The sequence below is a fragment of the Aliifodinibius sp. S!AR15-10 genome (assembly GCF_031569985.1).
In the GTDB taxonomy this organism is placed as follows: domain Bacteria; phylum Bacteroidota; class Rhodothermia; order Balneolales; family Balneolaceae; genus JAMQKA01.
In genome coordinates this window covers 55,337-79,265 of record NZ_JAMQKA010000022.1, presented here as the reverse complement: position 1 = coordinate 79,265, position 23,929 = coordinate 55,337, and the positions used below count along the sequence as shown (strand labels likewise).

The 23,929-nt window shown below is 46.5% G+C and carries 12 protein-coding genes; all 12 read left to right on the top strand.

Translation table 11 applies throughout. The annotated features are described in order from the left end of the window. Positions 1-95: 95 nt before the first annotated feature. The 12 genes from NC796_RS14960 to NC796_RS14905 all read left to right on the top strand — a co-directional run bounded on the left by NC796_RS14960 (position 96) and on the right by NC796_RS14905 (position 23,915). Positions 96-2,522 (top strand): glycoside hydrolase family 2 TIM barrel-domain containing protein, encoded by a 2,427-nt coding sequence (locus tag NC796_RS14960; protein WP_310685503.1) that lies wholly within the window; start codon positions 96-98, stop codon positions 2,520-2,522. 282 nt (positions 2,523-2,804) lie between these two features. After that, positions 2,805-3,881 carry a FecR domain-containing protein gene (locus NC796_RS14955; protein WP_310685502.1) on the top strand — a complete coding sequence of 359 codons (1,077 nt, stop codon included), beginning with the start codon at positions 2,805-2,807 and terminating at the stop codon, positions 3,879-3,881. 89 nt (positions 3,882-3,970) lie between these two features. Next, positions 3,971-7,393 carry a TonB-dependent receptor gene (locus tag NC796_RS14950; protein ID WP_310685501.1) on the top strand — a complete coding sequence of 1,141 codons (3,423 nt, stop codon included), beginning with the start codon at positions 3,971-3,973 and terminating at the stop codon, positions 7,391-7,393. 19 nt (positions 7,394-7,412) lie between these two features. Next, positions 7,413-9,245 carry a RagB/SusD family nutrient uptake outer membrane protein gene (locus tag NC796_RS14945; protein WP_310685500.1) on the top strand — a complete coding sequence of 611 codons (1,833 nt, stop codon included), beginning with the start codon at positions 7,413-7,415 and terminating at the stop codon, positions 9,243-9,245. 127 nt (positions 9,246-9,372) lie between these two features. Further along, entirely contained in the window at positions 9,373-10,290 is a 918-nt protein-coding gene (locus NC796_RS14940) for a TIM barrel protein (RefSeq protein WP_310685499.1), read from the top strand. A gap of 290 nt (positions 10,291-10,580) precedes the next feature. Then, positions 10,581-14,270 (top strand): FG-GAP-like repeat-containing protein, encoded by a 3,690-nt coding sequence (locus NC796_RS14935; RefSeq protein WP_310685498.1) that lies wholly within the window; start codon positions 10,581-10,583, stop codon positions 14,268-14,270. A gap of 51 nt (positions 14,271-14,321) precedes the next feature. Beyond that, positions 14,322-17,672, top strand: a complete 3,351-nt coding sequence (locus NC796_RS14930) for a VCBS repeat-containing protein (RefSeq protein WP_310685496.1) — start codon at positions 14,322-14,324, stop codon at positions 17,670-17,672. 165 nt (positions 17,673-17,837) lie between these two features. After that, positions 17,838-18,896, top strand: coding sequence for a FecR domain-containing protein (locus tag NC796_RS14925; protein WP_310685494.1), 1,059 nt, complete (start codon positions 17,838-17,840; stop codon positions 18,894-18,896). Positions 18,897-19,020: 124 nt separating this feature from the next. After that, on the top strand, positions 19,021-20,043 hold the full coding sequence (locus NC796_RS14920) for a LacI family DNA-binding transcriptional regulator (RefSeq protein ID WP_310685492.1): 1,023 nt from the start codon (positions 19,021-19,023) through the stop codon (positions 20,041-20,043). Positions 20,044-20,132: 89 nt separating this feature from the next. Continuing rightward, the gene (locus tag NC796_RS14915; RefSeq protein WP_310685490.1) at positions 20,133-21,719 is read left to right on the top strand and encodes a glycoside hydrolase; all 1,587 of its coding nucleotides are present in this window, start codon (positions 20,133-20,135) and stop codon (positions 21,717-21,719) included. Between the two features lie 320 nt (positions 21,720-22,039). After that, positions 22,040-22,636 (top strand): sigma-70 family RNA polymerase sigma factor, encoded by a 597-nt coding sequence (locus tag NC796_RS14910; RefSeq protein ID WP_310685488.1) that lies wholly within the window; start codon positions 22,040-22,042, stop codon positions 22,634-22,636. A 211-nt stretch (positions 22,637-22,847) separates the two neighbouring features. Beyond that, a complete protein-coding gene (locus NC796_RS14905) occupies positions 22,848-23,915 on the top strand; it encodes a FecR domain-containing protein (RefSeq protein WP_310685486.1) in 1,068 nt (355 codons plus the stop codon). The last annotated feature ends 14 nt before the right edge of the window (positions 23,916-23,929 follow it).

Genomic DNA, 23,929 nt, shown 5'->3' with positions numbered 1-23,929 from the left:
ATGCTTCCTCGCGGCATTGGCTAATCGTAGTAATACCATCAAACTATGACGTAACAAGCTGAAATTTCCAATTAATCCAATAAAAGGGGACCACCATGCGTATATGCCAGGTATCAACCATCACCGCTGTACTTATTCTTTTTTTAGCAACTGCTCTTTTCGGCCAGCCCGCCAGGGAAAAGAGGAATTTTGATGCCGGATGGAAATTTCATCTCGGGGAGGTTCACGGTGCGGAATTCATCTCTTTTAATGACAGCGAGTGGCGCAGCCTGGATTTGCCACACGACTGGAGCATTGAGGGGGAGTTCAGCAGGGAGTTCGCCAGTGGACAGGGATATCTTCCGGGCGGCATCGGGTGGTACAGGAAAACGTTTGAACTTCCGGAAAATATTAAAGGCAAACGGATTCAACTGCTTTTCGACGGGGTCTATCAAAACTCAGAAGTATGGATCAATGGCGAGTACCTGGGGAAGCGGCCTTTTGGTTTTATCAGCTTTAGTTATGATTTGACCGAGCATCTGAATTATGGTGATACCCCTAATGTAGTTGCGGTCAAAGTCGATCATACCAACTTTGCCGACGCGCGCTGGTACACCGGCAGTGGCATTACCCGCCAGGTTTGGCTGAAGGTACTAAACCCGGTACATCTGGGACAGTGGGGTACTTTCATACGAACTCCTGAAGTAACCGGGGATGAAGCGGTAGTACGAGTTACCACAACGGTAGTGAACGACTCAGATGAAGAGCAGACCGTTGAAGTAAGAAGCTCAATTGAAGACCCCGGGAGTGAGATTGGGGAAACAGAGGACGAGATAACTATCCCACCCAACTCAAAACGGAAAGTAGACCAAGAATTTAAGGTCAATAACCCGGATCTGTGGTCTACGGAAAATCCCCACCTGTATAGCCATGTGTCCGAGATACGGCGAGATGGAGAGCTGTCCGATCGGCAAGAGACACGCTTTGGGGTTCGCACTTATCGCTTTGATGCCCAGGAGGGCTTCTTCTTGAATGGGCAATCGATGCTGATCAAGGGCGTGTGCCTCCACAACGATGCGGGATCCATGGGGTCTGCGGTACCGGTTCAGGAATGGAGAGATCGACTGGTGCTGATGAAAGAGATGGGAGCCAATGCTATCCGAACCAGTCATAATCCACCTGCACCGGAGCTGTTGGACCTGGCCGATGAGATGGGATTTCTTGTGATGAACGAGGCTTTTGATGAGTGGGAGATCGGCAAAAAGAAATGGATACAGGGGTGGAATGTAGGACAGGAAGAGGGGGCTGCGGGGCTCACAAAGTATTACTCTCAGCACGGCTACAGCGACTTTTTCGAGGAATGGGCCAAGCGTGATATCCAGGATTTTGTTCGGAGAGACCGTAATCACCCGTCTGTAATTATGTGGAGCATTGGTAATGAGGTTGACTATCCCAACGATCCATATACGGATCCCTATCGCGATGAATACCAGCCGTGGCGGCCGAGCGGATACAATGTCACAGAAATTGCACGCAAACTGTATGACTATGTCAAGGAGATCGATCCCACGCGACCGATTACCGCAGCTGTAGCCAACACACCGCTGGCAAATAAAACGGGCTATGCTGCTGTACTTGATGTGGTGGGCTATAACTACCAGGAGGAGTATTATGAAGATGATCACAAGCAATTCCCGGATCGCAAAATTATTGGCAGTGAGAACGGCGATTCCTATGAAGCCTGGCTTACAGTTAAGAATAATGATTACATCCCGGGACAGTTTCTTTGGACGGGCGTCGATTACATGGGTGAGGCGGGGCGTTTCCCGAACCGAAGCAGCGGATCGGGGCTTGTCAGTTTAAGCAACGAAAAGAAACCGGGGTTCTATTTCCGGCAGAGCCTTTGGTCTGATGAGCCAATGGTCTATATCGCGGCCGTTGATCCATCGGAAGAGGGCCCCTGGGCTGATATTGAGTCGCACTGGAATTGGGAAGAATACCGGGGAGATGAGGTAGAAGTGATCGCCTATTCCAATGCTGAAGAGGTTGAACTGTTCCTGGACGGAGAGTCTCAGGGTGTACGCCGCACGGCGGATGCTGATAATCATATCCTCCGTTGGAAAGTATCGTATGAACCCGGAAAGCTTCACGCGGTAGCTCGGAATGGCAGCCGGGAAGTGGCAACATATGAACTCATAACTACCGGCGAACCCAGTCAGATTGTACTAAACCCCAACCGTTCTACAATCCGGGCCAACGGGAAGGATATCTCCAGCGTTCAGGTGTTGGTCACTGATAAAGACGGCGCTGTTGTTCCATCTGCTGAGAATATGATCAATTTTGAACTGGACGGAGCAGGTAAGAACATCGGGGTGGGTAGCAGTAACCATAACAGCCTGGAACCGTATAAAGCAGATCATCGAAAAGTATACCAGGGAAAGGCACGTATCGTAATACAGTCAAATGGGGAAAAAGGGACTATCAATCTCAGGGCCACCTCGGAAGGGTTGGCACCAGCTGAAGTCACGATAGTGTCAAATTAAATACCCTGGGAAAGTCATTATAAATTCTTCATAAAAATTTGGGGGAGATACACAAACCAAGAACAAGAAAATCCATGACTTCGAAGATTTTTACTTGGTAAGTGTATTCCGATTCAAGATATATAGCTAAAAATATGTCTTTATCCCCTTTAAACAGTGATTTTAGCGATTCCTATATTCTTTAAAAGAACCCCCATTACAAACCAATCTATTGAGGCTCTTTATTATGTAATCGTAATAATCGTAAAATAGGAAAAGTTTTTCGGCACGCTGTTCTAGACAATGCAGGATTCTTCGACAGAACAACTGGCTAACAATTTATCTTTTATCAGGTGGGTCAAGGGAACAGGTTCCACCCGGGAAATGAAAACCTGGGATAACTGGATCAAAGAGTCTCCCCGCAATAAAAAGCTTGCTGAAGAAGCCCAGGAAAAAATTCTTGGGATGGACTTCGTCCATGCGAACAACCAAGATATAGGCGAGGAGTGGGATGAGCTCGAAGAGCGAATAAATAAAAATAATGCCATCGAAAATTTTGGCATCACACCTCCTTCACGCGATTCAAAAAGTCACTGGATATTTAAAGTTGCAGCAGCCATTCTTGTAGCTGCTGTTACAGGTATTACAACCTATCTGATTCAGGAAACGACTACCTCCCCACAAAAAGAGCCGGCTCAAATTGAATGGAAAACCATTGAGACCGAATATCAACAGCAAAAAACAATCGCCCTTTCTGATGGATCTACAATACGCCTGAATGCCAACTCTTCAATTACCTATCCCGCGGGGTGGGTTAGGGGAAATGTCACCGAAGTATACCTGGAGGGGGAAGCCTATTTTGATATAGCCAGCAGGGAAAATGGAAAAGAACCTCCGTTTAAAGTGATTACCGATGATGGAGTTATTGAAGTGATGGGTACCAAGTTTGTAGTTGCCAGTGGTGAAAAGGATACGCGTGTAGGACTAGAGGAGGGTAAGGTTTCCATTCAAAGAAGAACCAAAAGTGATAAGAGCAGCCTGGCTTCAGATAAGCATTTGATGGAGCCCAATGAACTGGCTCATTTCAGTAATGAAATGTCAACAGTTGAAATTAAACCTCACCCAAATCTTGAGGTTTTTACGTCCTGGATTGATAATCAACTTACTCTGGACAGCTCGCCGCTCTCTTATCTCATTTATAGAATTGAACGGACATTTGGCGTAGAGGTAGTTGTAAACAACAAAGAACTTTATACACGAAAATTGACCGGTACAATAAAGCTGAAGGACCTTGAGCACTTGACACAATCCCTCTCTGAGGTAATGGGTGAGCAGGTTTCACTGTCTGAAGGCACGGTCTTTTTTGGAAACAAACATTAACAACAAAAGGGGGTCACTATCGCAAACTGTAACAGAAATGATCAAATACTAACCACAAATACAATGTTAAAGCACTAAACTCAGGGATTATGAAAATACTCAAATTTATTTTTAGCGTCCTCATTGTGGTCAGCATGGTGGTGCCGGGCGCGATAGCACAGGACGAGATTGATAATGTGTTTACTCTGAACAGCCAGAAAAAAATACATATGGTTGAGTCGGGTACACTGTTAAGCGACGCACTTGCTGATATTGAAAGCAAGTATAATGTTGTATTCCTCTATGAGGATCGGCTGCTCGAATCAAAGCGTATTAATAAGGAAGTCGTTCTGACGAAAAACAGCATTATGAAAGGTGTACAAGAGGTTATTCACCAATATCCGCTTGCACTAAAACAGCTTGATAACCGTCTTTTCGGCATTGTTAAGTCAGAGCCGGAAAATACCGAACAACAAGCACTTGAAACTGTCAGCGGCCAGGTTGTTGACAACCAGGGAGAAACGCTGCCTGGTGTAAACATCCTGGTAAAAGGAACTACAACAGGTACTACTTCTGGAGCCGATGGTACATGGGAGCTCGGCGTACCTTCACTGCAGGATACGCTCGTATTTTCATTTGTAGGTTTCCAGCGACAGGAAGTTGCTATAAATGGCCGAACCTCAATAGATGTGATAATGCTGCCACAGACAGTTTCAGGTGAAGAGCTTGTTGTTGTTGGTTATGGCGAGCGAGAGAAGGAAACGTTGACCGGTTCAGTTAGTGCTGTAGGCGGTGAAGATCTTGAAAAAGTGCCAACCAGTAATGTCTCGAATACACTGGGTGGACGCATTCCAGGATTGGTCACCGTAAACAGCAGTGGTGAGCCGGGCTACGATGGCTCTACTATTCGTATTCGCGGTAACTCAACGCTGGATGATGATCGTGGAGACGACCTCGATACCAACGAACCGTTGGTTGTAATCGATGGTGTCCCCAATCGCTCTGGTGGGCTTGAGCGTCTGAATCCAGAAAATATTGAAAGCATTAGTGTTCTTAAAGATGCTACCGCAGCTATCTATGGATCACAGGCTGCGAATGGTGTTATCCTGGTTACGACCAAGCGTGGAACAAGCGGAGCAGGCGGGCCCCAGTTTAATCTTAAATTCAATCAGGGTTTTAACCAGCCAACACGCCTACCGGAAATGGCCGATGCTCAGCAATACCTTAGCATGCTCAATGAGATTGATCATTATCGTGGTCGTCCGTTAAGTTATAGCGAGGATGATATCCAGAAGTATGGAAATCCAAATTACGATCCCTGGCTTTATCCTGATACCGACTGGTTCTCAGAAGTATTGAAACCGATGTCGTATCAGACCAAGGCGGATATGTCGGTTTCCGGGGGAAATGAAAGCGTGAGCTATTATCTTTCATTTGGAGGTTTAACTGAGGATGGATTCTATGAGAATAGTGCAACTCGTTATAACCAGTACAACTTCCGAAGCAACATTGATGGAACGATAAATGATTTCATCAATCTTCGATTTGATGTTTCTGGTCGTTTGGAAGATAGGAACTTCCCCAACCGTTCAGCTGGCTCTATTTTTCGATTTACCATGCGTGGTAAACCACACCTGCCGGCAAGATGGCCCAATGGCCTTCCGGGTCCAGATATTGAAAATGGAACCAACCCGGTTGTAGCTGCTACCCCTGAAACGGGCTACTCCGACGATGAGCGGTATTTTTTCCAGAGTAATCTTGGTGTCGATATTGACATTCCAGGTGTAGATGGCTTGGGTGTGCGAGCAAATGTTAGTTATGATAAAAACTTCCAGTCAGTCAAGAACTGGCAGACACCATGGACGCTGTACCAGTTTGATCGTTCCGGCTATGAGAACGCTGGTGATAATGCAGATCCAGAACAGTTTCTTACTGGTGCTCCACGCGGATTCCCTGAACCAAGACTCTTCGAAGAGTCCAGCGAAGGCTACAATGTACTGTTAAACCTTGTTGCTGAATATCAACGTGATTTTGGTGATCACACGGGTAGTATTCTTTTGGGTACTGAGCAAACACGATTCAGTAATAATTACTTTAATGCATTCCGTCGTTTCTACATTTCCGACCAGGTCGACCAAATGTTTGCTGGCGGAGATTCTGAAAAAGACAATGACGGGAGTGCTTCTCACGGTGCACGGCTGAATTACTTCACTCGTGTTAATTACGACTACCAGGACAAGTACCTGTTCGAATTTGTCGGTCGTTATGATGGATCATATATTTTTCCTGAAGAAGGTCGGTTTGGTTTCTTCCCTGCATTTTCAGTTGGATGGAGGCTTTCTGAAGAGGAGTTCTTTTCTGAGAACATAGACTTCATCAGCGAATTGAAGTTGCGTGGTTCCTGGGGACAAACTGGTAATGACCGTATTGAACCTTTCCAATACCTCGCCCCTTATGGCTTCGGTGACGGACGCGTAATGGGTGGCGGATCAATTCAACCCTCCATTTATCAAACACGTGTGCCAAACCCTCAGGTGACCTGGGAAGTTGCCAACCAGCTTGATATCGGTATCGATGCAACGATGCTTAATGAAAACATCTCGTTGACGTTTGATTACTACGATTACCTGCGAGAGGATATTCTCTGGTGGCGTAATGCTTCCGTACCGGAAACCTCAGGCCTTACACTTCCACGTGAAAATATTGGTGAGGTCCGGAGCTGGGGATATGATGGTTCCATTACCTATCGCAACCAGGTAGGAAATGATTTCTTCTATGATGTAACCCTCAATGGTACCTACGCTCTTAACGAGATTAAATTCTGGGATGAAGCACCTGGTGCACCCGAGTGGCAGCAATCCACCGGACACCCGATGTTTACCGATCTTTACTACATCGCCGATGGAATTTACCAGACCCAGGAACAGGTTGACAACTCTGCTCACTGGGATGGTGCACGTCCGGGTGATGTAATATTTAAAGACATCAATGGCGACGGTGAAATAACTGCCGACGACCGCAAACGCATTGATAAAACTGATGTCCCGAAGTTCACTGGTGGACTGGAGCTTTCAGCTTCTTATCAAAACTTTGATTTCACAGTCTTCTTCCAGGGGGCAACTGGCGGGGTCGTGTATACTCAAACGGAGTCTGGTGAAATAGGAAACTTCCGTGCTGACTTCGCGGATAACCGTTGGATCGGTGATCTTGACGGTGATGGTTCTCCTGACCGTCCAAGCACCACAGATCCAAGAACCTGGAACCGTGGTGATGAATACTGGGCCAGTAATGCCAATACTTACTTCCTTGAGGAGACAGATTATATTCGCCTCAAAACTGTAGAGATAGGATACAACTTGCCAGATGAGCTACTCAGTCGGGTTGGCCTGCGTAATATGCGGGTCTACACTAACGGGTTCAACTTGTTGACATTGAGCAAGATCAAGTTTATGGATCCTGAAGCTGGCAGTGGAAACGGTCAGTACTATCCGCAGAAGCGAATTATCAATGTCGGATTATCCGTATCATTCTAAGCAAAAGTAAATGATCATTATGAAGAACTTAATTAATAGATTAACTCTCGTTTGTTTTGTGATCCTTGCCATGACGGCTTGTGATACTTCTATCCTAAACAAACAGCCATTGGATACGGTATCGGAAGAGAACGTCTGGGAGGATCCTTCACTAACCACATCGTACGTAAATGAACTGTACGTGGGCATGGGCCGGGGCTTCGGCGAAACCATGATGGCCTCCCATGTAGACGAAGCACAATTCATCCACGGTCGTGGTACGATCGATGTGGTACAGTCCAACATTAGCCCAAGTAACATGGGTACTTACACTGATGACGAGTTGAGCCATACTAGATGGGGTGATCTTTATGGTAACATTCGCACTGCGAACATCTTTCTCAACAATATTGGAGAAGCCTCGTTTGAAGACGAGGCTTTAAAAGAGCGGTTGACGGGAGAAGTCTACTTCCTGCGTGCCTATTTCTACTATGTGCTCTTCCGACAATGGGGCGGCGTTCCGTTGGTTGACCAAGTCTACGAACTCGGGCAAAATGAGGAGATGCTCATACCACGTAATACGCTCAAAGAGACCGTAGATTTTATCTTGTCTGACATTGAGCAGGCTGCTTCCAGGCTGCCCGATACATACAGCGGAGAGAATGTAGGTCGTGCTACCCGAGGAGCTGCACTGGCACTTAAATCACGCGTATTGCTTTATGCAGCGAGCGATCTCTACCATGACCCCAGCTGGGCGGGTGGATACAGCAATCCAGAATACATCAGCTACTCCGGGGCCAACCGCACCCAGATGTGGCAGGATGCCAAGGATGCTGCTAAAGCCGTGATGGATATGGGGATCTACCAACTCTATGATCAAAACCCGGACCCGGTAGCCAACTACACGGAGATGTACCTGAATAACACGTCAGAAACGATCATGAGTCTGAATGTCAATTCGGAGTTTCCCTATGAGTACAACGAAGCCGATCACGGGCTGTACAACGGTCCCAACGGCTATCACACCTGGGGTGGAAATGTACCGATTCAGGAACTCGTAGACGACTTCGATATGGAAGATGGCTCTGAATTTGACTGGCAGGAGTTCGAAAACGGAGATCCCGCTTATGGTGATTCTCCCTATGAAAACCGGGACCCACGTTTCTATGCTAACATCATGTATGATGGCGCAGATTGGCAGCAGCGGCCTGCCGATGTTACGGGGGATCCTGAAGGAAGAATTCAGACGTTCCTGGAATACTACAACGTCGACAATTCTGGTAACAGGACAAACCCAGATAGCCCAATTCCTGGACTGGATACCCGGAGTAGTCCTATTGAAGACTGGAACGGTACGACTACCGGTTATTACGTACGTAAGTTCATGGATCCGGCCGTGGATCATCAAAATGAGATCCAGGAAGTGCCCTGGCCCTATTTCCGCTATGCAGAAATCCTGCTGAACTATGTGGAGGCTTCCATTGAACTTGGACACGTAGGTGATGCCCGACGTGAACTGAATAAAATCAGGGATCGTGCCGGAATGCCTGATATTACCGCATCTGGACAAGAGTTGATGGAACAGTACCGCGATGAACGGCGCATTGAACTGATGTACGAAGAACATCGCTTCTTTGACGTCCGCCGCTGGATGATTGCTCCGGATGAGCTCGATGACAACGCCTTTGGTATCAATCTCACGGCCGAGCATAATGTTAATGACCCGTATTACGAATACACCTACTCAAATATTGAACAAATACAGGTTCAAGAGCGGGCGTGGGAGAATAAGATGTATCTATATCCCATACCGCGCGAAGAGGTGAATCGTAACGAAGAGTTGGTTCAGAATCCTCTCTATAGTTCTAACTAATTAGATAGCTGTACCTCAATTTTTAGAAGTAGGCTGAATTTTCAGCCTACTTCTTTTTATATATAGAAATCTGGAAGCAGCATAACTTTCAGATAGGTAAGTAAAGCACTAATGAAATTTATTTGTTATGGATAGGAAAAATTTTTTGAAAAACAGTTTATTAACTGGGTCTGCGATGGCGGCAGCTCCTGGTAGCCTAAAGGGATTCGAAAACTTATCAAGTTCGCCCCAACACTCTTTTCAGCTAAAATATGCTCCCCATTTCGGGATGTTTGAACATCATGCCGGCAGTAATTTAATTGATCAGCTTAAATTTATGGCTGATGTTGGATTTACGGCTTTTGAAGACAACGGTTTGATGACTCGAACTCCTGAAATGCAGGAAAAGATTGGGGAGCAGCTGGCAAAGTCAGGCATGCAGATGGGCGTCTTTGTGATCGACAAGGGCGGGAATTCTGCAAATTCTTTTACCATGGGAGATCCAGAGCATACCGAAATATTTGTCGAAGCGTGCAAAGAGGCTGTGAAAGTGGCTAAGCGGGTCAATGCGACCTGGATGACGGTAGTGCCGGGCAACTATGACCGCAGTCTCCCGATTGGAGTACAAACGGCAAACGTGGTGGAAACGCTCAGAAGAGGTGCCGAAATTTTTGAACCGCACGGACTGGTCATGGTGTTAGAGCCATTAAGTGACACGCCCGACCTGTTTTTACGCAATTCCGATCAAACCTATGAAATCTGTAAAGCAGTGGATAGTCCCGCGTGCAAAATTTTGTATGATGTTTACCATATGCAGAAGAACGAGGGAAATCTCATTAACAATATGGAGTTGGTATGGGATGTAATCGCCTACATCCAGCAGGGTGACGTGCCGGGGCGCAATGAACCGGGAACGGGAGAAATCAACTACCAAAACGTGTTTAAATATGTTCATGACAAGGGCTTCGATGGTATTCTGGGTATGGAGCACGGTAACGAACGGGATGGCAAAGAAGGGGAACAGGCCGTAATAGATGCCTATGTTGAGGCGGATAGTTTTAGCTAATATTATTTGTTACCAATAACGCGTTTATCGATTGAAAACCTATATTTTAAATGCCTGAGGTATCCGCCTTATCCATAGCGCGGGAATTAATTCCGATAGGGCATTGCCACAATAGTTGCAGTGTTTTAAACAGGTAAACACGTTCCCAATATTCATTTATCTTCCGGTTGTCTCGCTGCTTTCGGCGGGACAATCTTTTCCTCAGTTGATGGAGTCTTCGTTATTTAGTAAAGATTACTTATTTCTGCTCTATAGATCTGCTGGCGGTACAAATAACAAATTACTTTAGTGTGATATTTACAAAGTACAAAATAATTGTCCAGGCTTTTTTTGTAGGTGTTCTTTTCATCAGTTGTTCAGGTAATAATGAACTTCAGTGGCATCAGGAGCAAGGGTATCGCTGGGCCGAAGTTTCACCGGGTTACTTTGGGGAGACCGGCTTCCAAAAACTGGATGCCTCTGCCACAAACATTCAGTTTATAAATCACATCTCGGAAGAGCGAATTTCGCAAAACCGGAACTACTTGAACGGATCAGGCGTGGCAGCCGCCGATGTAGATGGCGATGGCCTGGTGGATCTCTATTTTGCACAGCTGGAGGGTCCCAATAAGCTTTACAAGAATATGGGTGGCATGGAGTTTCGGGATATCACCGAACAAGCTGGTGCTGCGCACCAGGGGTACTTCTCTTCGGGCGTGGCCTTTGCCGATGTGGATGGTGACGGGGACCCTGATCTGCTCATTACTTCGATGACGGAAAGCAACGAGCTATATATCAATGACGGAACTGGGAACTTCAGCCTGAAAGAGGACAGCGGGCTTAGGCAATCGCTTGGAAGCAATACGATGGCGCTGGCTGATGTAGATGGAGATGGGGACCTGGACCTTTATGTGACAAACTACAAGCTTAAAACCGCGCGTGATATATTTAGCGTTGAAGAGCTTTCCAGTGAAAATACGATGCGAAGGCAGGGGGATTCCCTGGTTGTACTGCCACCCTACGATGAGTACTACAATATTATCAAAACCGATGGGAAATCGTACCGTAATGAGTATGGCGAAAGTGATGCGCTTTATCTTAATGATGGATCTGGAAACTTTGAGAAGGCACAGGGACAGAAGCATTTTTTGGATGAAGATGGTAATCCGATGGGTCTGCCGCGCGACTGGGGATTAACCGCTCGTTTCCAGGATATAAACAGCGACGGTCATCCGGATCTTTATGTGGCCAATGATTTCTGGACGCCGGATCGCTTTTGGATCAACCAGGGAAACGGCATTTTTCGCCACGTACCACGGAACACCATCCGGACGATGAGCTACTCTTCTATGGGAGTTGATTTTTCCGATATTAACCGAGATGGGTCGCTCGATTTTTTTGTTTCCGAGATGCTCAGTTCCGACCATCAACGGCAAAAAAGGCAGTATTCGGAATACCTCGATCCGATTGACGGCGTGCCGCAGTACAACCAAAATTCGCTCTACCTGAATCGGGGCGACAATACTTTTGCCGAAATTTCCCATTATGCCAACGTAGAAGCCACCGAATGGTCTTGGGCTACGAGCTTTTTGGATGTGGACCTGGATGGATATGAAGATCTTGTCATCGCCACCGGGCACGCTTATGACTACCAGGATATCGACACCCAGATGGAGATGGGGCAGCAGGCGGGACAGTCGATGGGGGGAGCGGGCAACCTGTTACAGTACCCAGAGCTAAATCTGCCTAATAAGGCTGTTAAAAATAATAGCGACCTCACCTTCACCGATAAAAGCAGGGAGTGGGGATTCGAGGAAGCTGATATCTCACTGGGGATGACTATCGCCGATCTAGACAACGACGGCGATCCCGACCTGGCGATGAACCGCCTGCGACAACAGGCCACCGTTTACGAAAACCAGGCAGTTGCACCCCGCATTGAAGTTCGCCTGGAGGGCGAGTCACCCAACACATTGGGCATCGGCGCCAACGTTGAGCTGCATGGTGCCGGACCCGTGCAGCAAAAAGAGGTTGTTGCTGGGGGCAATTATGTATCCAGTCTGCAGCCGGCGGTCTTTTTTGCAGCGGATGAACAGCGCTCTGATCACCAAATCGTTGTAAACTGGCCGGATGGCACGCAAAGTAACATTGACAGTGTGCAGGCTAATCGTATCTATGTGGTAGAGGCCTCCTCAGCTGAACAAGGGCAGTCGAACCAGGGTGAGGAGTCAATGGCACCGGCATCGACAGTGTTTGCTGATGAATCCGAACGCTTGTCGCATACCCATCACGAGGATCAGTACACCGATACCAACGTCCAGCCAATGTTGCCACTGAAAGTGAGTGAACAGGGGCCCGGCATCTCATGGATCGATTTTGACCGGGATGGCGATGATGACCTGTTCATAGCTTCCGGGAAGGGCTCCTCAACTGCGGTTTTTGAAAATGATGGCAACGGTAACCTGAATCGTATCAATCCGACTGCAATGACCGGGCAGGCACCGGGAGATCAAACTACTATTTTAGGATGGACAGAGGAAACTGAGAATGGGAATCCTAGCACCCAAGTTTTTGTAGGGAGTGCCAACTTTGAGCAGGGCAATCCACGAACGCCATCGGCCAGGCATTATCGATTTAGCGAGCAGGAAGCATTTGAATCTCTTTCGAACATACCCGGCATTCTCTCCACAACTGGCCCAATGGCTGCCGCCGATATAGACGCTGACGGAGATATCGATCTCTTTGTGGGGGGAAGTTATAATCCGGCAAATTACCCACGGGATGCCAGTTCTCGTATATTTCTGAATGAACAGGGACATTTCCGTCTGGACCGATCTAACGGCGATCTGCTTAGTGAGCTCGGTCTGATTTCCGGGGCCACCTTTACGGATTATGACCGTGATGGGGATCCCGACCTGTTGATTGCCCGCCAATGGGATTCGCTGGTATTGCTGCAGAACAACAACGGGCGATTCCGGGATGTGAGTGCCAGCGTGAGTCTTAATTCCCGCAAAGGCTGGTGGAACGGGATAACCACGGGTGATTTCAATAATGACGGTCGTCCTGATATAGTTGCCACCAATATCGGTAAGAACAGCGTTTATCAACTGGATCAGGACGGAGAGCAATCACATCCGTTGAAGCTGTTCTATTCAGATTTCAACATGGATGGCCCTGTAGATATCGTGGATAGTTATTACAGCCCAGAATTGCAGACATACGTCCCTCGTAGAAAGCTGTATTCTTTTGATTCCCTTCCCTCTATACTCCGAAATGTAAGGTCACATGAGCAGTATGCCACCTCATCCCTGAATGAAATATTTGGTCAGGATTTCAACAAGATTCCATCCAAAGAGATTAATACCGTACAGCATATGCTCTTTCTGAATACCAGTGACGGCTTCGAGGCACAGCCATTACCCAATTACGCCCAATTTTCTGCTGTCTTTCACGCGGGTGTGGCCGACTTCAACAGCGACGGGAATGAAGACCTGTTCCTCAGCCAAAACCTGTTTCCTTTTCCCACTTACATCACGCGGCAGGATGCAGGACGCGGACTACTGCTTTACGGTGACGGCAGTGGTGACTTTAAAGTGATCAAAGGACAGGAGAGCGGCATTAAAGTATACGGCGAACAGCGGGGAGCGTCCGTCAGCGATTTCGATGGTGATGGAAAGCCGGATCTTGCAGTCACACAGAATGAAGGGGCAACAAAGTTGTATGTAAACCAATCTGAACGATCTGGAATTCGGGTATCGTTGGTGGGACCACCCTCCAATCGGGATGCAATTGGATCAGCGGTGCGCTTAGTGTATGAAAATGGCACAAAAGGTCCGCTAAGGGAGTTGCAGGCTGGTTCAGGGTATTGGTCACAGCACAGTTTTACACAAGTTCTGGGATATCAAAGTGAACCTACTGCAGTTGAAGTGCACTGGTCCGACGGGACCTCCGAAATAGCACAACTAAATGGTGGCAGGTCTATAGAAATAATCCATAATTAATAATCCCTGATAAACTGAAGCAAGAATTCTGATAAAACTGTTTTATAACTAATGAAATGTTTTCACAAACGGATCCTGCATTTTCTGGGAATCTTCCTACTGGTAATTCTTGGCGCTGGTTGTTCCTCTGACAGTAATGGTCCGGCCCTTTTTCAAAAGCTTTCCCCGGACCAAACAGGTGTTACCTTTAATAATGTTATTACCTCGTCCGATTCCTTGAACAATTACAACTATCCCTTTACCTATCACGGTGGGGGCGTGGGCATTGGCGATATAAACAACGATGGGCTGACGGACCTTTACTTCACGGGAAATATGCGGACTAGTCGTCTATACCTGAATAAAGGGAACATGCAGTTTGTGGATATTACTGAATCGGCCGGTGTGCAGACTGACCGATGGGTTTCCGGGGTCTCCATGGTGGATATCAACGCGGATGGGCATCTCGATATCTACGTGTCCGCGGTTTCTTCAGAAGATGAGTCCAAGGAGGAACGCACTAACCTTCTTTTTATAAACAATGGAGATCTTACCTTCACAGAAGCTGCAGCGGAATACCAGCTGAATACGACCAATTTCACAACCCAGTCTGCATTTTTGGATTATGACCGGGATGGCGACCTGGATGTTTTTCAATTGAATCATTCCCCGGGAGCATTCGCGCGTAATAACGCAGTGAGAGAATCCTTTAGTCCATATGCTGGAACCAGTTTTAGTTATGATGAACTTTATCGTAATGAGGGCGATGGTACGTTTGAGCGGGTGAGTAAAGAGGCAGGCATTCTAAGGGAAAATGGTTTTGGGTTGGGGGTAGCTGTTTCCGATCTCAACAACGATGGCTGGCCCGATATTTATGTTTCTAATGATGTGGTTACAAATGACGTACTCTATATCAACAACGGGGACGGTACCTTTTCAGATAAAACAACCGATTACCTGAAACACACCAGTTTTGCCGGAATGGGCGTTGATGTTGCCGATTTTAATAATGATGGATGGGCTGATATCTATCAAACGGATATGATGCCGGAAGACTATATCAAAAGGAAAAAAATGAGCGGCGGCATCACCTACAGCCACTACCTGAGAATGCGGGCAAAAGGCTATAATCACCAGTATTCCATGAATACGCTGCAGATAAGTAATGGGACCACTGCCGCAGGACATCCTCAATTCAGTGAAATCGGTCGGTTGGCCGGTGTGGCCTATACAGACTGGAGCTGGAGCGCCCTTTTTGGAGATTATGACAATGACGGGCTCAAGGATATTATGGTTACCAACGGCTTTCCCAAGGCAATTAACAACTATGATTTCCTGCATGGGGTCAATAACATGGGGCGATTTGGCACTGAAGAATTAAAAAGAGAGAAGAGACGAAATTTGCTGAAGGAGCTACATGGATACAAAGTGCCAAACTACTTTTTCCGAAATGAAGGAGACTTGACCTTTGAGGATAAGTCACAAGAATGGGGTTTTAATGAACCAGGATATTCCTATGGTGCGGCACAATCAGACCTGGATAACGACGGGGACCTGGATTTAGTGATCAACAATTTAAATGAACCAGCTGCAATTTTCAGGAACAGGGCAGACACGCTTACCCAAAACCACTGGTTGTCGGTTAGCTTGAAAGGCAGCAGTGAAAATCGCCACGGGATTGGCGCCCGGGTAATTGTGAGGAGTGAATCACAAAAACAGCATCAGTGGCTGTCTCCCTATCGGGGTTACCAGTCGTCGCTGGATCATAGGCTTTTGTTCGGGCTGGGCAGTGATGAAAACGTGGATACGCTGGAGGTCATCTGGCCTGATCACGCGTATCAGCAGCTGACGGATCTCCCCGTGGATTCGCAAATTGTGTTGCGCCACGACGAGGCAACCGGTCGGTGGAATCCAGAAACCTATACAAATGAAGGCAAGCTCTTCCGGGAAGTAACTGCAGAATCCGGCATTGATCACACCCACAGCGAGAATGAGTATTCTGAGTTTGAGATCCAGGGACTGTTGCCTTACCAGTTGTCGAAACTGGGTCCTGCCTTGGCTGTGGCCGATGTAAATGGAGATGGACGGGAGGATTTCTATGTGGGAGGAGCCGCCGATAATTCAGGCCGGCTTTATCTTCAAACCACCAACGGAAAATTTAAGCAGACCAGTCAATCGCAACCCTGGCATGAGGACAGTCAACAGGAGGATGTGGGCGCCACCTTTTTTGATGCAGACGGGGATGGCGATCAGGATCTTTACGTGACAAGTGGGGGGTATGAGTTTTCCCCGGCATCAGAACTTCTTCAGGACCGCCTCTATATTAACGACGGGGAGGGACAGTTTATTCAAAATACCGAGGTACTTCCGCAAATGCTCACCAGCAGCGGAGTCGTGAAGGCAGTCGATTATGACGCCGACGGAGATCAAGACCTGTTTGTGGGAGGACGACAGGTTCCTCGGCGATACCCACATGCTCCCCGCAGTTACCTGTTGCGCAACGATGGCGGGAACTTTAGCGACGTAACAAGCAGTGTAATTCCGGGTGCGGTTGAACCGGGCATGATAACCGATGCAGAATGGGTTGACTTCAATGGGGATGGACAGCTTGACTTGGTTACAGCCGGGGAATGGCTGCCGATTCAGTTCTATCAAAATAACGGCGAGACCTTCGAGGAGGTAACTGCAGAAATAGGAAATATATCGCAGACCGGATGGTGGCAAAGTCTTGCTTCTGCGGATATGGACGGGGATGGCGATCAAGATCTGCTTGCGGGAAACATCGGTAAAAATTATACCTATCGGGCAGATGGAGATCAAACATTTGAGGTGTATGCAGATGATTTTGACGGAAACCAGAATATTGATCTGCTGTTTTCAGTTGCGATGAATGGAGAGCATATTCCCTGGTACGGGAGGGCCAAAATGGGCATGAAAATCGAGGGAATAAATCGAAAGTTTCCAACCTTTGAGCAGTATGCTGAAGCAAGTGTGGAAGAGGTAGTCGGCTCCCGCGCCAAGGAGGATGCCATGTATCTGCGGGCAACCACTTTTGAGAGTATTTACCTGGAAAATCGCGGCCCGGAAGGGTTTGAAGCACGATCTATGCCCAATGAAACACAGATTTCCTCAATTAGTGATTTTATTACCAGGGATTTCAACGGCGATGGCTATCACGATATCTTACTTGCTGGAAATTTATATGACTCTGAGCCCCAAACCCCGCGCAATGATGCCGGGAATGGGCTATTACTCAAAGGTGACGGAGAGGGAGGATTTATACCCGTATCCCCGTTTAACAGTGGTTTTGTTGCCCCGCTTGATGTCAAGCAGATGCGCCTGATAAATATTGGGGGGAAATTGTCAATCCTGGTTGTTAGTAATGAAGGGCCGGTGCAACTTTTTGCCAGGAGGTCACAGTGATGAGATTATTGGGGGAAGAGAATAAGAAAAAAGGTGTGGCGACGTTGCACAAGAATGTTAGAGGAGATGGTGATTTTCACAAATTCTTTCAAAACCACCAATAAAGTATTTTATTGATGGCGTTAAAAATTATATAACTAGAGTGCAAACCATCAATTTGGGATAATGTTTGTTTCAAGAGAAGATTTGGCTAGCGACTCGTCATTTGTCCGGTGGGTTCATGGGATGGCCTCCAGAGAAGAAGCAAAAAAGTGGGATGATTGGATTAAGAAGTCGCCTCACCATAAGAAAATTGCCAGGGAAGCGCAGGAAGTAGTAATGGGAATGGATTTCAAATCTCCTTCTTCAGGTGATAAACAGGTGGCCTGGGATGAGCTAGAGGAGAGATTCGAAAGAAATGAAAAACGAACTGAACAACACGCTCATACCGACTGGTGGTACAAACATGGCGAATTGATTATGAAGGTGGCGGCAGTAGTATTGATTTTTGCCGCAACTGCTGTCGCCACTTTTTTCGTTTACAGTGATTATAACCCACCAGTCGATGAGAAAATAAGTTTTGAAACAAAATCAATAGAAACTTCCTTCCGCCAACAGAAAACGCTTTCTCTCTCTGATGGATCGATAATCCAACTTAATGCTAATTCCTCTCTTACATACGCACCCGGCGGTGAGGTTGTAGAAGTTTTTTTAGAAGGTGAGGCTTATTTTTCCATAGCAAGTAGAAAATCCCCTTATGCCTCACCTTTTAGCGTTAGAACAAACGATGGCACAGTGGAAGTAATGGGAACAAAGTTTGTTGTCAATACTGACTCCTATGAAACAAGGGTTGCACTTGAAGAAGGGGCTGTCACTGTTCATGAAAAACGGGGAGCTACCAAAAAAATAAGACCCAATGAATTGGCTAACTTTAGCCAGGAGCGTAATTCCATTGAGATCGAACCGATAGAGAACATTGAAGTTTTTACCTCTTGGACCCAAAGTAAACTTGTGTTGGATAGTTCGCCATTAAGCTACTTGGTTAAGCGCCTTGAAGATACCTACGGCGTAGATGTGGTAGTTTCTGATGACTCTTTTTATGATCGAAAACTTACTGGTACGATTGAGCTCCGGGACCTGGATTATGTTATACAAGCACTCTCGGAGGTGGTCGAAGGGGAACTCTTTATTTCTGATGAAACAGTCTACTTGGGCAAACAAATGCATTCTTCAAATGAAGAATGACCATATTCACAGTCTTTAGTGAATGTTTTTTTATTTTAAAATCTCTAAAGTACATTATCTGATGCAATTTTGATGTAGGTCTTTTGTATCAGGATGTCATAATTTCATAACTACAACAATTAAAGTGAGTTCACAAGTAACATTAAAAGAGATTGCAGAAGAGTTGGGATTATCTGCAATGACGGTTTCCAGGGCAATTAACAACAAGTCCAATGTAGATGAAAAGACACGCGAACGAGTGCTTGAAAAAGCAAAGAGCATGGGGTACACGCCAAATCATGTGGCGAAGAGCTTGGTGTCAAAAAAGACGTATACCATTGGCGTGGTGATCCCAGAAATTTCGCATGCCTTTTTCCCCGAGGTGGTGCGCGGTATCGAGGAGGTGACCTACAGCACGAATTACCATCTCATCTTAACACATTCCGCAGAACAGTTTGAGCGAGAAAAGGGGGCTATTAACACGTTGCGTGCCAAGAGGGTGGATGGAATACTGATCTCATCTTCGCAAACGACGGATGACTACAGCTTCTATGAAGAAGTCATCAATTCTGGCATTCCCGTGGTATTTTTTGATCGTTGCATTGAAAATTTAGGAGCCAGTTGCGTGAGCGTAAATGACAAAGAAAGCTCAAAGCTAGCTACGGAGCATGTGATCTCGCATGGATACGAAAAGATTGCTCATCTCAGCGGTCCCCTGGAGGTATCCATTGGACGAGAACGTTACGAGGGCTATCGAGAGGCCTTGGAGGAAGCCGGGCTGTCAGTCAGAGACCAATGGATTGTGCAGAGTGGTTACCAGGAAAAGGGGGGATATGGAGCGATGCAAAAACTACTTGCATTGCCGGAGCAGGAGCGCCCCCGGGCTGTCGTTGCGGTGAATGACCCGGTGGCTTTTGGAGCAATCGATGCAATCCGGGAACATGGGCTCTCAATCCCGGAAGATATTGCTATTGTAGGTTTTACGGATGAAGTCCGGTCCGAACTGGTCTCGTGTCCTCTAACCACTATTCACCAACCGGCCTATGAGGTGGGAAAAAGAGGAGCTCAAAAGCTGATTTCCACGATCGAAGATGATGAGCCAGTAATTGAAAATATTGAGATTGCCACCGAACTGGTCATTCGGAAATCATGTGGATGCAATGGGTAACAGAATAAACTTGGGAGAATACACCATAACATCACCACGCAATTTTTGACCGCTACACGGGCTTAATTAATCAATAATAAAGTATGCGTATGAAGATCAAAGGATCGTTTTTAGTACTTTTTTTAGGACTGTTTTTAGCCTGTAAAGGTCAGAATATAAATGAGAGCAATGGTGATGGGACAAGTAGTCCAGAGACACTATCCATTACCGTGAACTTAGAGGACCAGCAGCAAGAGATCCAGGGATTTGGTGCTTCTGATGCATGGAGCATCCAGTTTGTTGGGAAGAACTGGCCGCTGACAAAGCGAGAACAGATAGCCGATTATCTCTTCAGCACGGAAACGGACTCGGAAGGTAATCCAAAGGGTATCGGTCTATCGATCTGGCGATTTAATATCGGTGCCGGCAGTGCTCGTCAGGGAGGGGACAGCGGCATCGATGATCCCTGGCGGCGGGCTGAGAGTTTCCTGACTGCCGACAGCACATACGACTGGAATAAGCAAGCCGGCCAGCAGTGGTTTGTAAAAGCAGCGAGCAAACGAGGAGTTAAAGATTTTATCGGCTTTGTCAACAGCCCCCCGGTGCTGCTAACCAAAACCGGTAAAGCGTTCGGTGACGGCAGCGGGCAAGCTAATATTTCCGAAGAATACTACTACGAATTTGCCGATTACTTGGCGAAGATAGGACAGCATTTTGAAGGTCAGGGTACCCCGTTTACGTATATAAGCCCCGTCAACGAGCCGCAATGGGATTGGTCACAGGGTAACGGGCAGGAGGGATCGCCCTACCAAAACGACCAGATATCAGGAGTTATCAGAGCACTAGATCAAAAAATCCAGGAATATAGCCTTGACAGTAAAATTGAGATTCCTGAGACGGCCCAGATCAATTTCCTATATGATGGGGATCTGTCTGGCAGGAGTCAACAGGTTGAGCATTTCTTTGGTTCTGACAGTGAAGTCAAGGATCTGCCAACCCTTGCCCAAAAGATAGCGGCCCACAGCTATTTTACCACCTGGCCCGTCAGCGATATGATTGAGCAGCGCCAAAAGGTGCGCCAGAGCATCCAGAATGCGAGCACGCCTATAGAATACTGGATGTCGGAATACTGCATCCTTGCGAATAATGAAGAGATCCAGGGCGGGGGACGTGACCTTGGAATGAATCCGGCCCTCTATGTGGCTCGCGTTCTGCACTACGATATGACCATCGCCAATGCCGCATCGTGGCAGTGGTGGCTGGCGGTGAGTCCCTATGATTTTAAAGATGGACTCGTATATATCGACAACGATACTCAGAATGGAGAAGTGCTGGACTCCAAGCTGCTTTGGGGCCTCGGCAACTACAGCAGATTCATTCGCCCTGGCGCCGTTCGGCTGGGAGTGAATCGTTCCGATAACGCCACGCCCGAGGAGGCTGCCCGTCAAGTAATGGCATCGGCTTATACTCACCAGGAGCAGGGTAAACTTTCTGTTGTGCTGGTAAACTATGGGAACCTGGATAAACAGGTAAAAGTAGATTATGCAAATGCCGGAGATCGAACTTTTTCAGACTTCACGCCCTATCTTACCTCAAGTGAAGCTGATCTCGAAAAGCAGGAACCGGTGGCCAGTGATGGATCGGTTGTCGTTCCCGCCCGCTCAATAATGACGTTGCAGGCAGATGTAAGCAAGTAATAAGCCAAGAATATTGATGATTTATAACACTATTTCACTCTATTTTATCACCTAGAGACTACTGGATTCAATATTGGATCCACTTATAAAAAAGTCCTAAAAGTAAACCTGACAACCTTTGAGGCTAGGTATTGGCCACTTTCTTTTTAACTAACTTGCTGAAACTCAACATTTACAGTTAAAATCTGTATTGATTTTAACTGTATACCGTATATTTTAAATAAAGATGTTAGCGATAACAACCTTGGTTAACAAACCCATTCCTAAATTTTTTTGTTATAAAGTAGAAATATATGGTTACAGTTAGGGGAAATTAAGTTATGTTCATACAGGCAAATCGAAGTGATGAGGGGGATTATCACAACGATAACGAATTATGGACCGCATTCCGAGAAGGGAACCGGAAGGCGTTGTCAGCCCTGTTTATGCGCTATTACGATACACTGCTGCGATACGGATTGAAACTGATTTCCGATGAAGATATGACCAGGGATGGTATACAGCAAATGTTCCTGCGCCTGTGGGAGAAGAAAGAGAACATAGCGGATGCCGATTCCGTAAAGTTTTACCTGCTGCTATCCTTGCGTAGAACACTTTTCAGAATGCAAGACAGAAATGCTTCGCGCGAACGGCGAAACGCGGAATTCGGTAACAACCAGTTTGATTCCTATAATAATATTGAAAGTAAGATCATTGATCAGGAGCTGGAAGAAGAGAGAAAAGCACTCTACCGGCAGGCGTTGAATGAATTGACCAATCGACAAAAGGAGATCCTGTTTCTGCGGCTGCATCACGGGATGAAAAATAAAGAAATTGCAGAAATGACAGGGCTTACTCACCAAAGAGTTCGAAACTACATGAGTGAGGCGGTTTCTAAATTAAAAGAACATATCTTTGACACCCGGATGAGTAATTAACCACAACCGCGCACAAGCGTAAGTTACTATCACCGGGAGATTTATCAGCACAAGTTTAATTTTCACGTGGGCCACCCCCGAATATGCCATTCTAAGCCCACAATCGGGTAATTACACTGTGAAAATAAATTTCAAGAAACTTCTGGTACAAATGGAGTGTGTCTGTTTCTAATAGGGCAAATAGATAAATCGTAACCAAATAAGTCTAAAAGTGCCCAGGAAACAGACACTAGAAGACTTGCTGGACAATGACTCCTTTGTGCGATGGATTAAGGATAATGCCAGTGAGGAGGAAAATAAGTATTGGCAGGAATGGCTAAGTGAAGATCCCACCAGGAAAGAGCTTGTTGAGCAGGCCCGGGAATTGGTTGTAGTGGCGGAACTAGGCAAACCCATCTTTTCGCAGCCGGAGAAAGAACTCAGGCGGCTTGAACAATCAATGGATCAAATTGATGCACAGTCAGACAAAGATGTTTTTAGAAAAATGCATCAAAGATCCGGTGCATTCTTTGGTGCTGTTGCGGCTGGATTGATAATGATTATCGCTGTTATTGGATTTTTGGTAAATCAAAATTACCCTTCTGCGACGAGTGATGATACGGCTGCTGTTACAGAAAGCAAGCATGAATTTCGCACTGATTATGGAGAAAAAATATCACTTAACTTGAGTGATGGCTCTGAAATTGTCTTAAATGCCAATTCCCACTTGAAATACTTTACGTCCATTGAACAGGGGCAGGATATCGAGGTGTGGCTGGAGGGAGAAGCGTATTTCGATATTTATCATTACGAAGGCAATCAGCAACGGTCTTTTACTGTTCATACCGCCGATGGTTCGGTGGAAGTCCTTGGGACGAAATTCTTTGTCAAAACATCTTCTGAGGGGACACAAACAGTACTTGAAGAAGGGAAAGTACGTATCAGTGTAGACAAGGGAGACACCAATAGTCTAGAGAAGAATCAAGTCGTTATGGCGCCCGGCGAGTTGGCCCATTTCAACGTTGGAATAGAGGAGGTACAACTCTTAGAAGTGAATCCGGAAGTGTATACCTCTTGGACAGAAGGCACTTGGATGTTTGATCAAACTCCGCTCAGTAAAGTAGCTAAAAGAATTGAAGATACGTTTGGAGTAGAAGTAAGAATTGTTGGGAATCTGCAGCAAAAAATACTCTCGGGCTCTATAACAAGCACCAACCTGGAGTTTCTGCAAGAGGCTCTGAGTAAGGTTATCAATGAGCCAGTAACTAAGAAAGGGGATACATTGGTTATCGGGGGGTAAAGCCAATGCCAAGA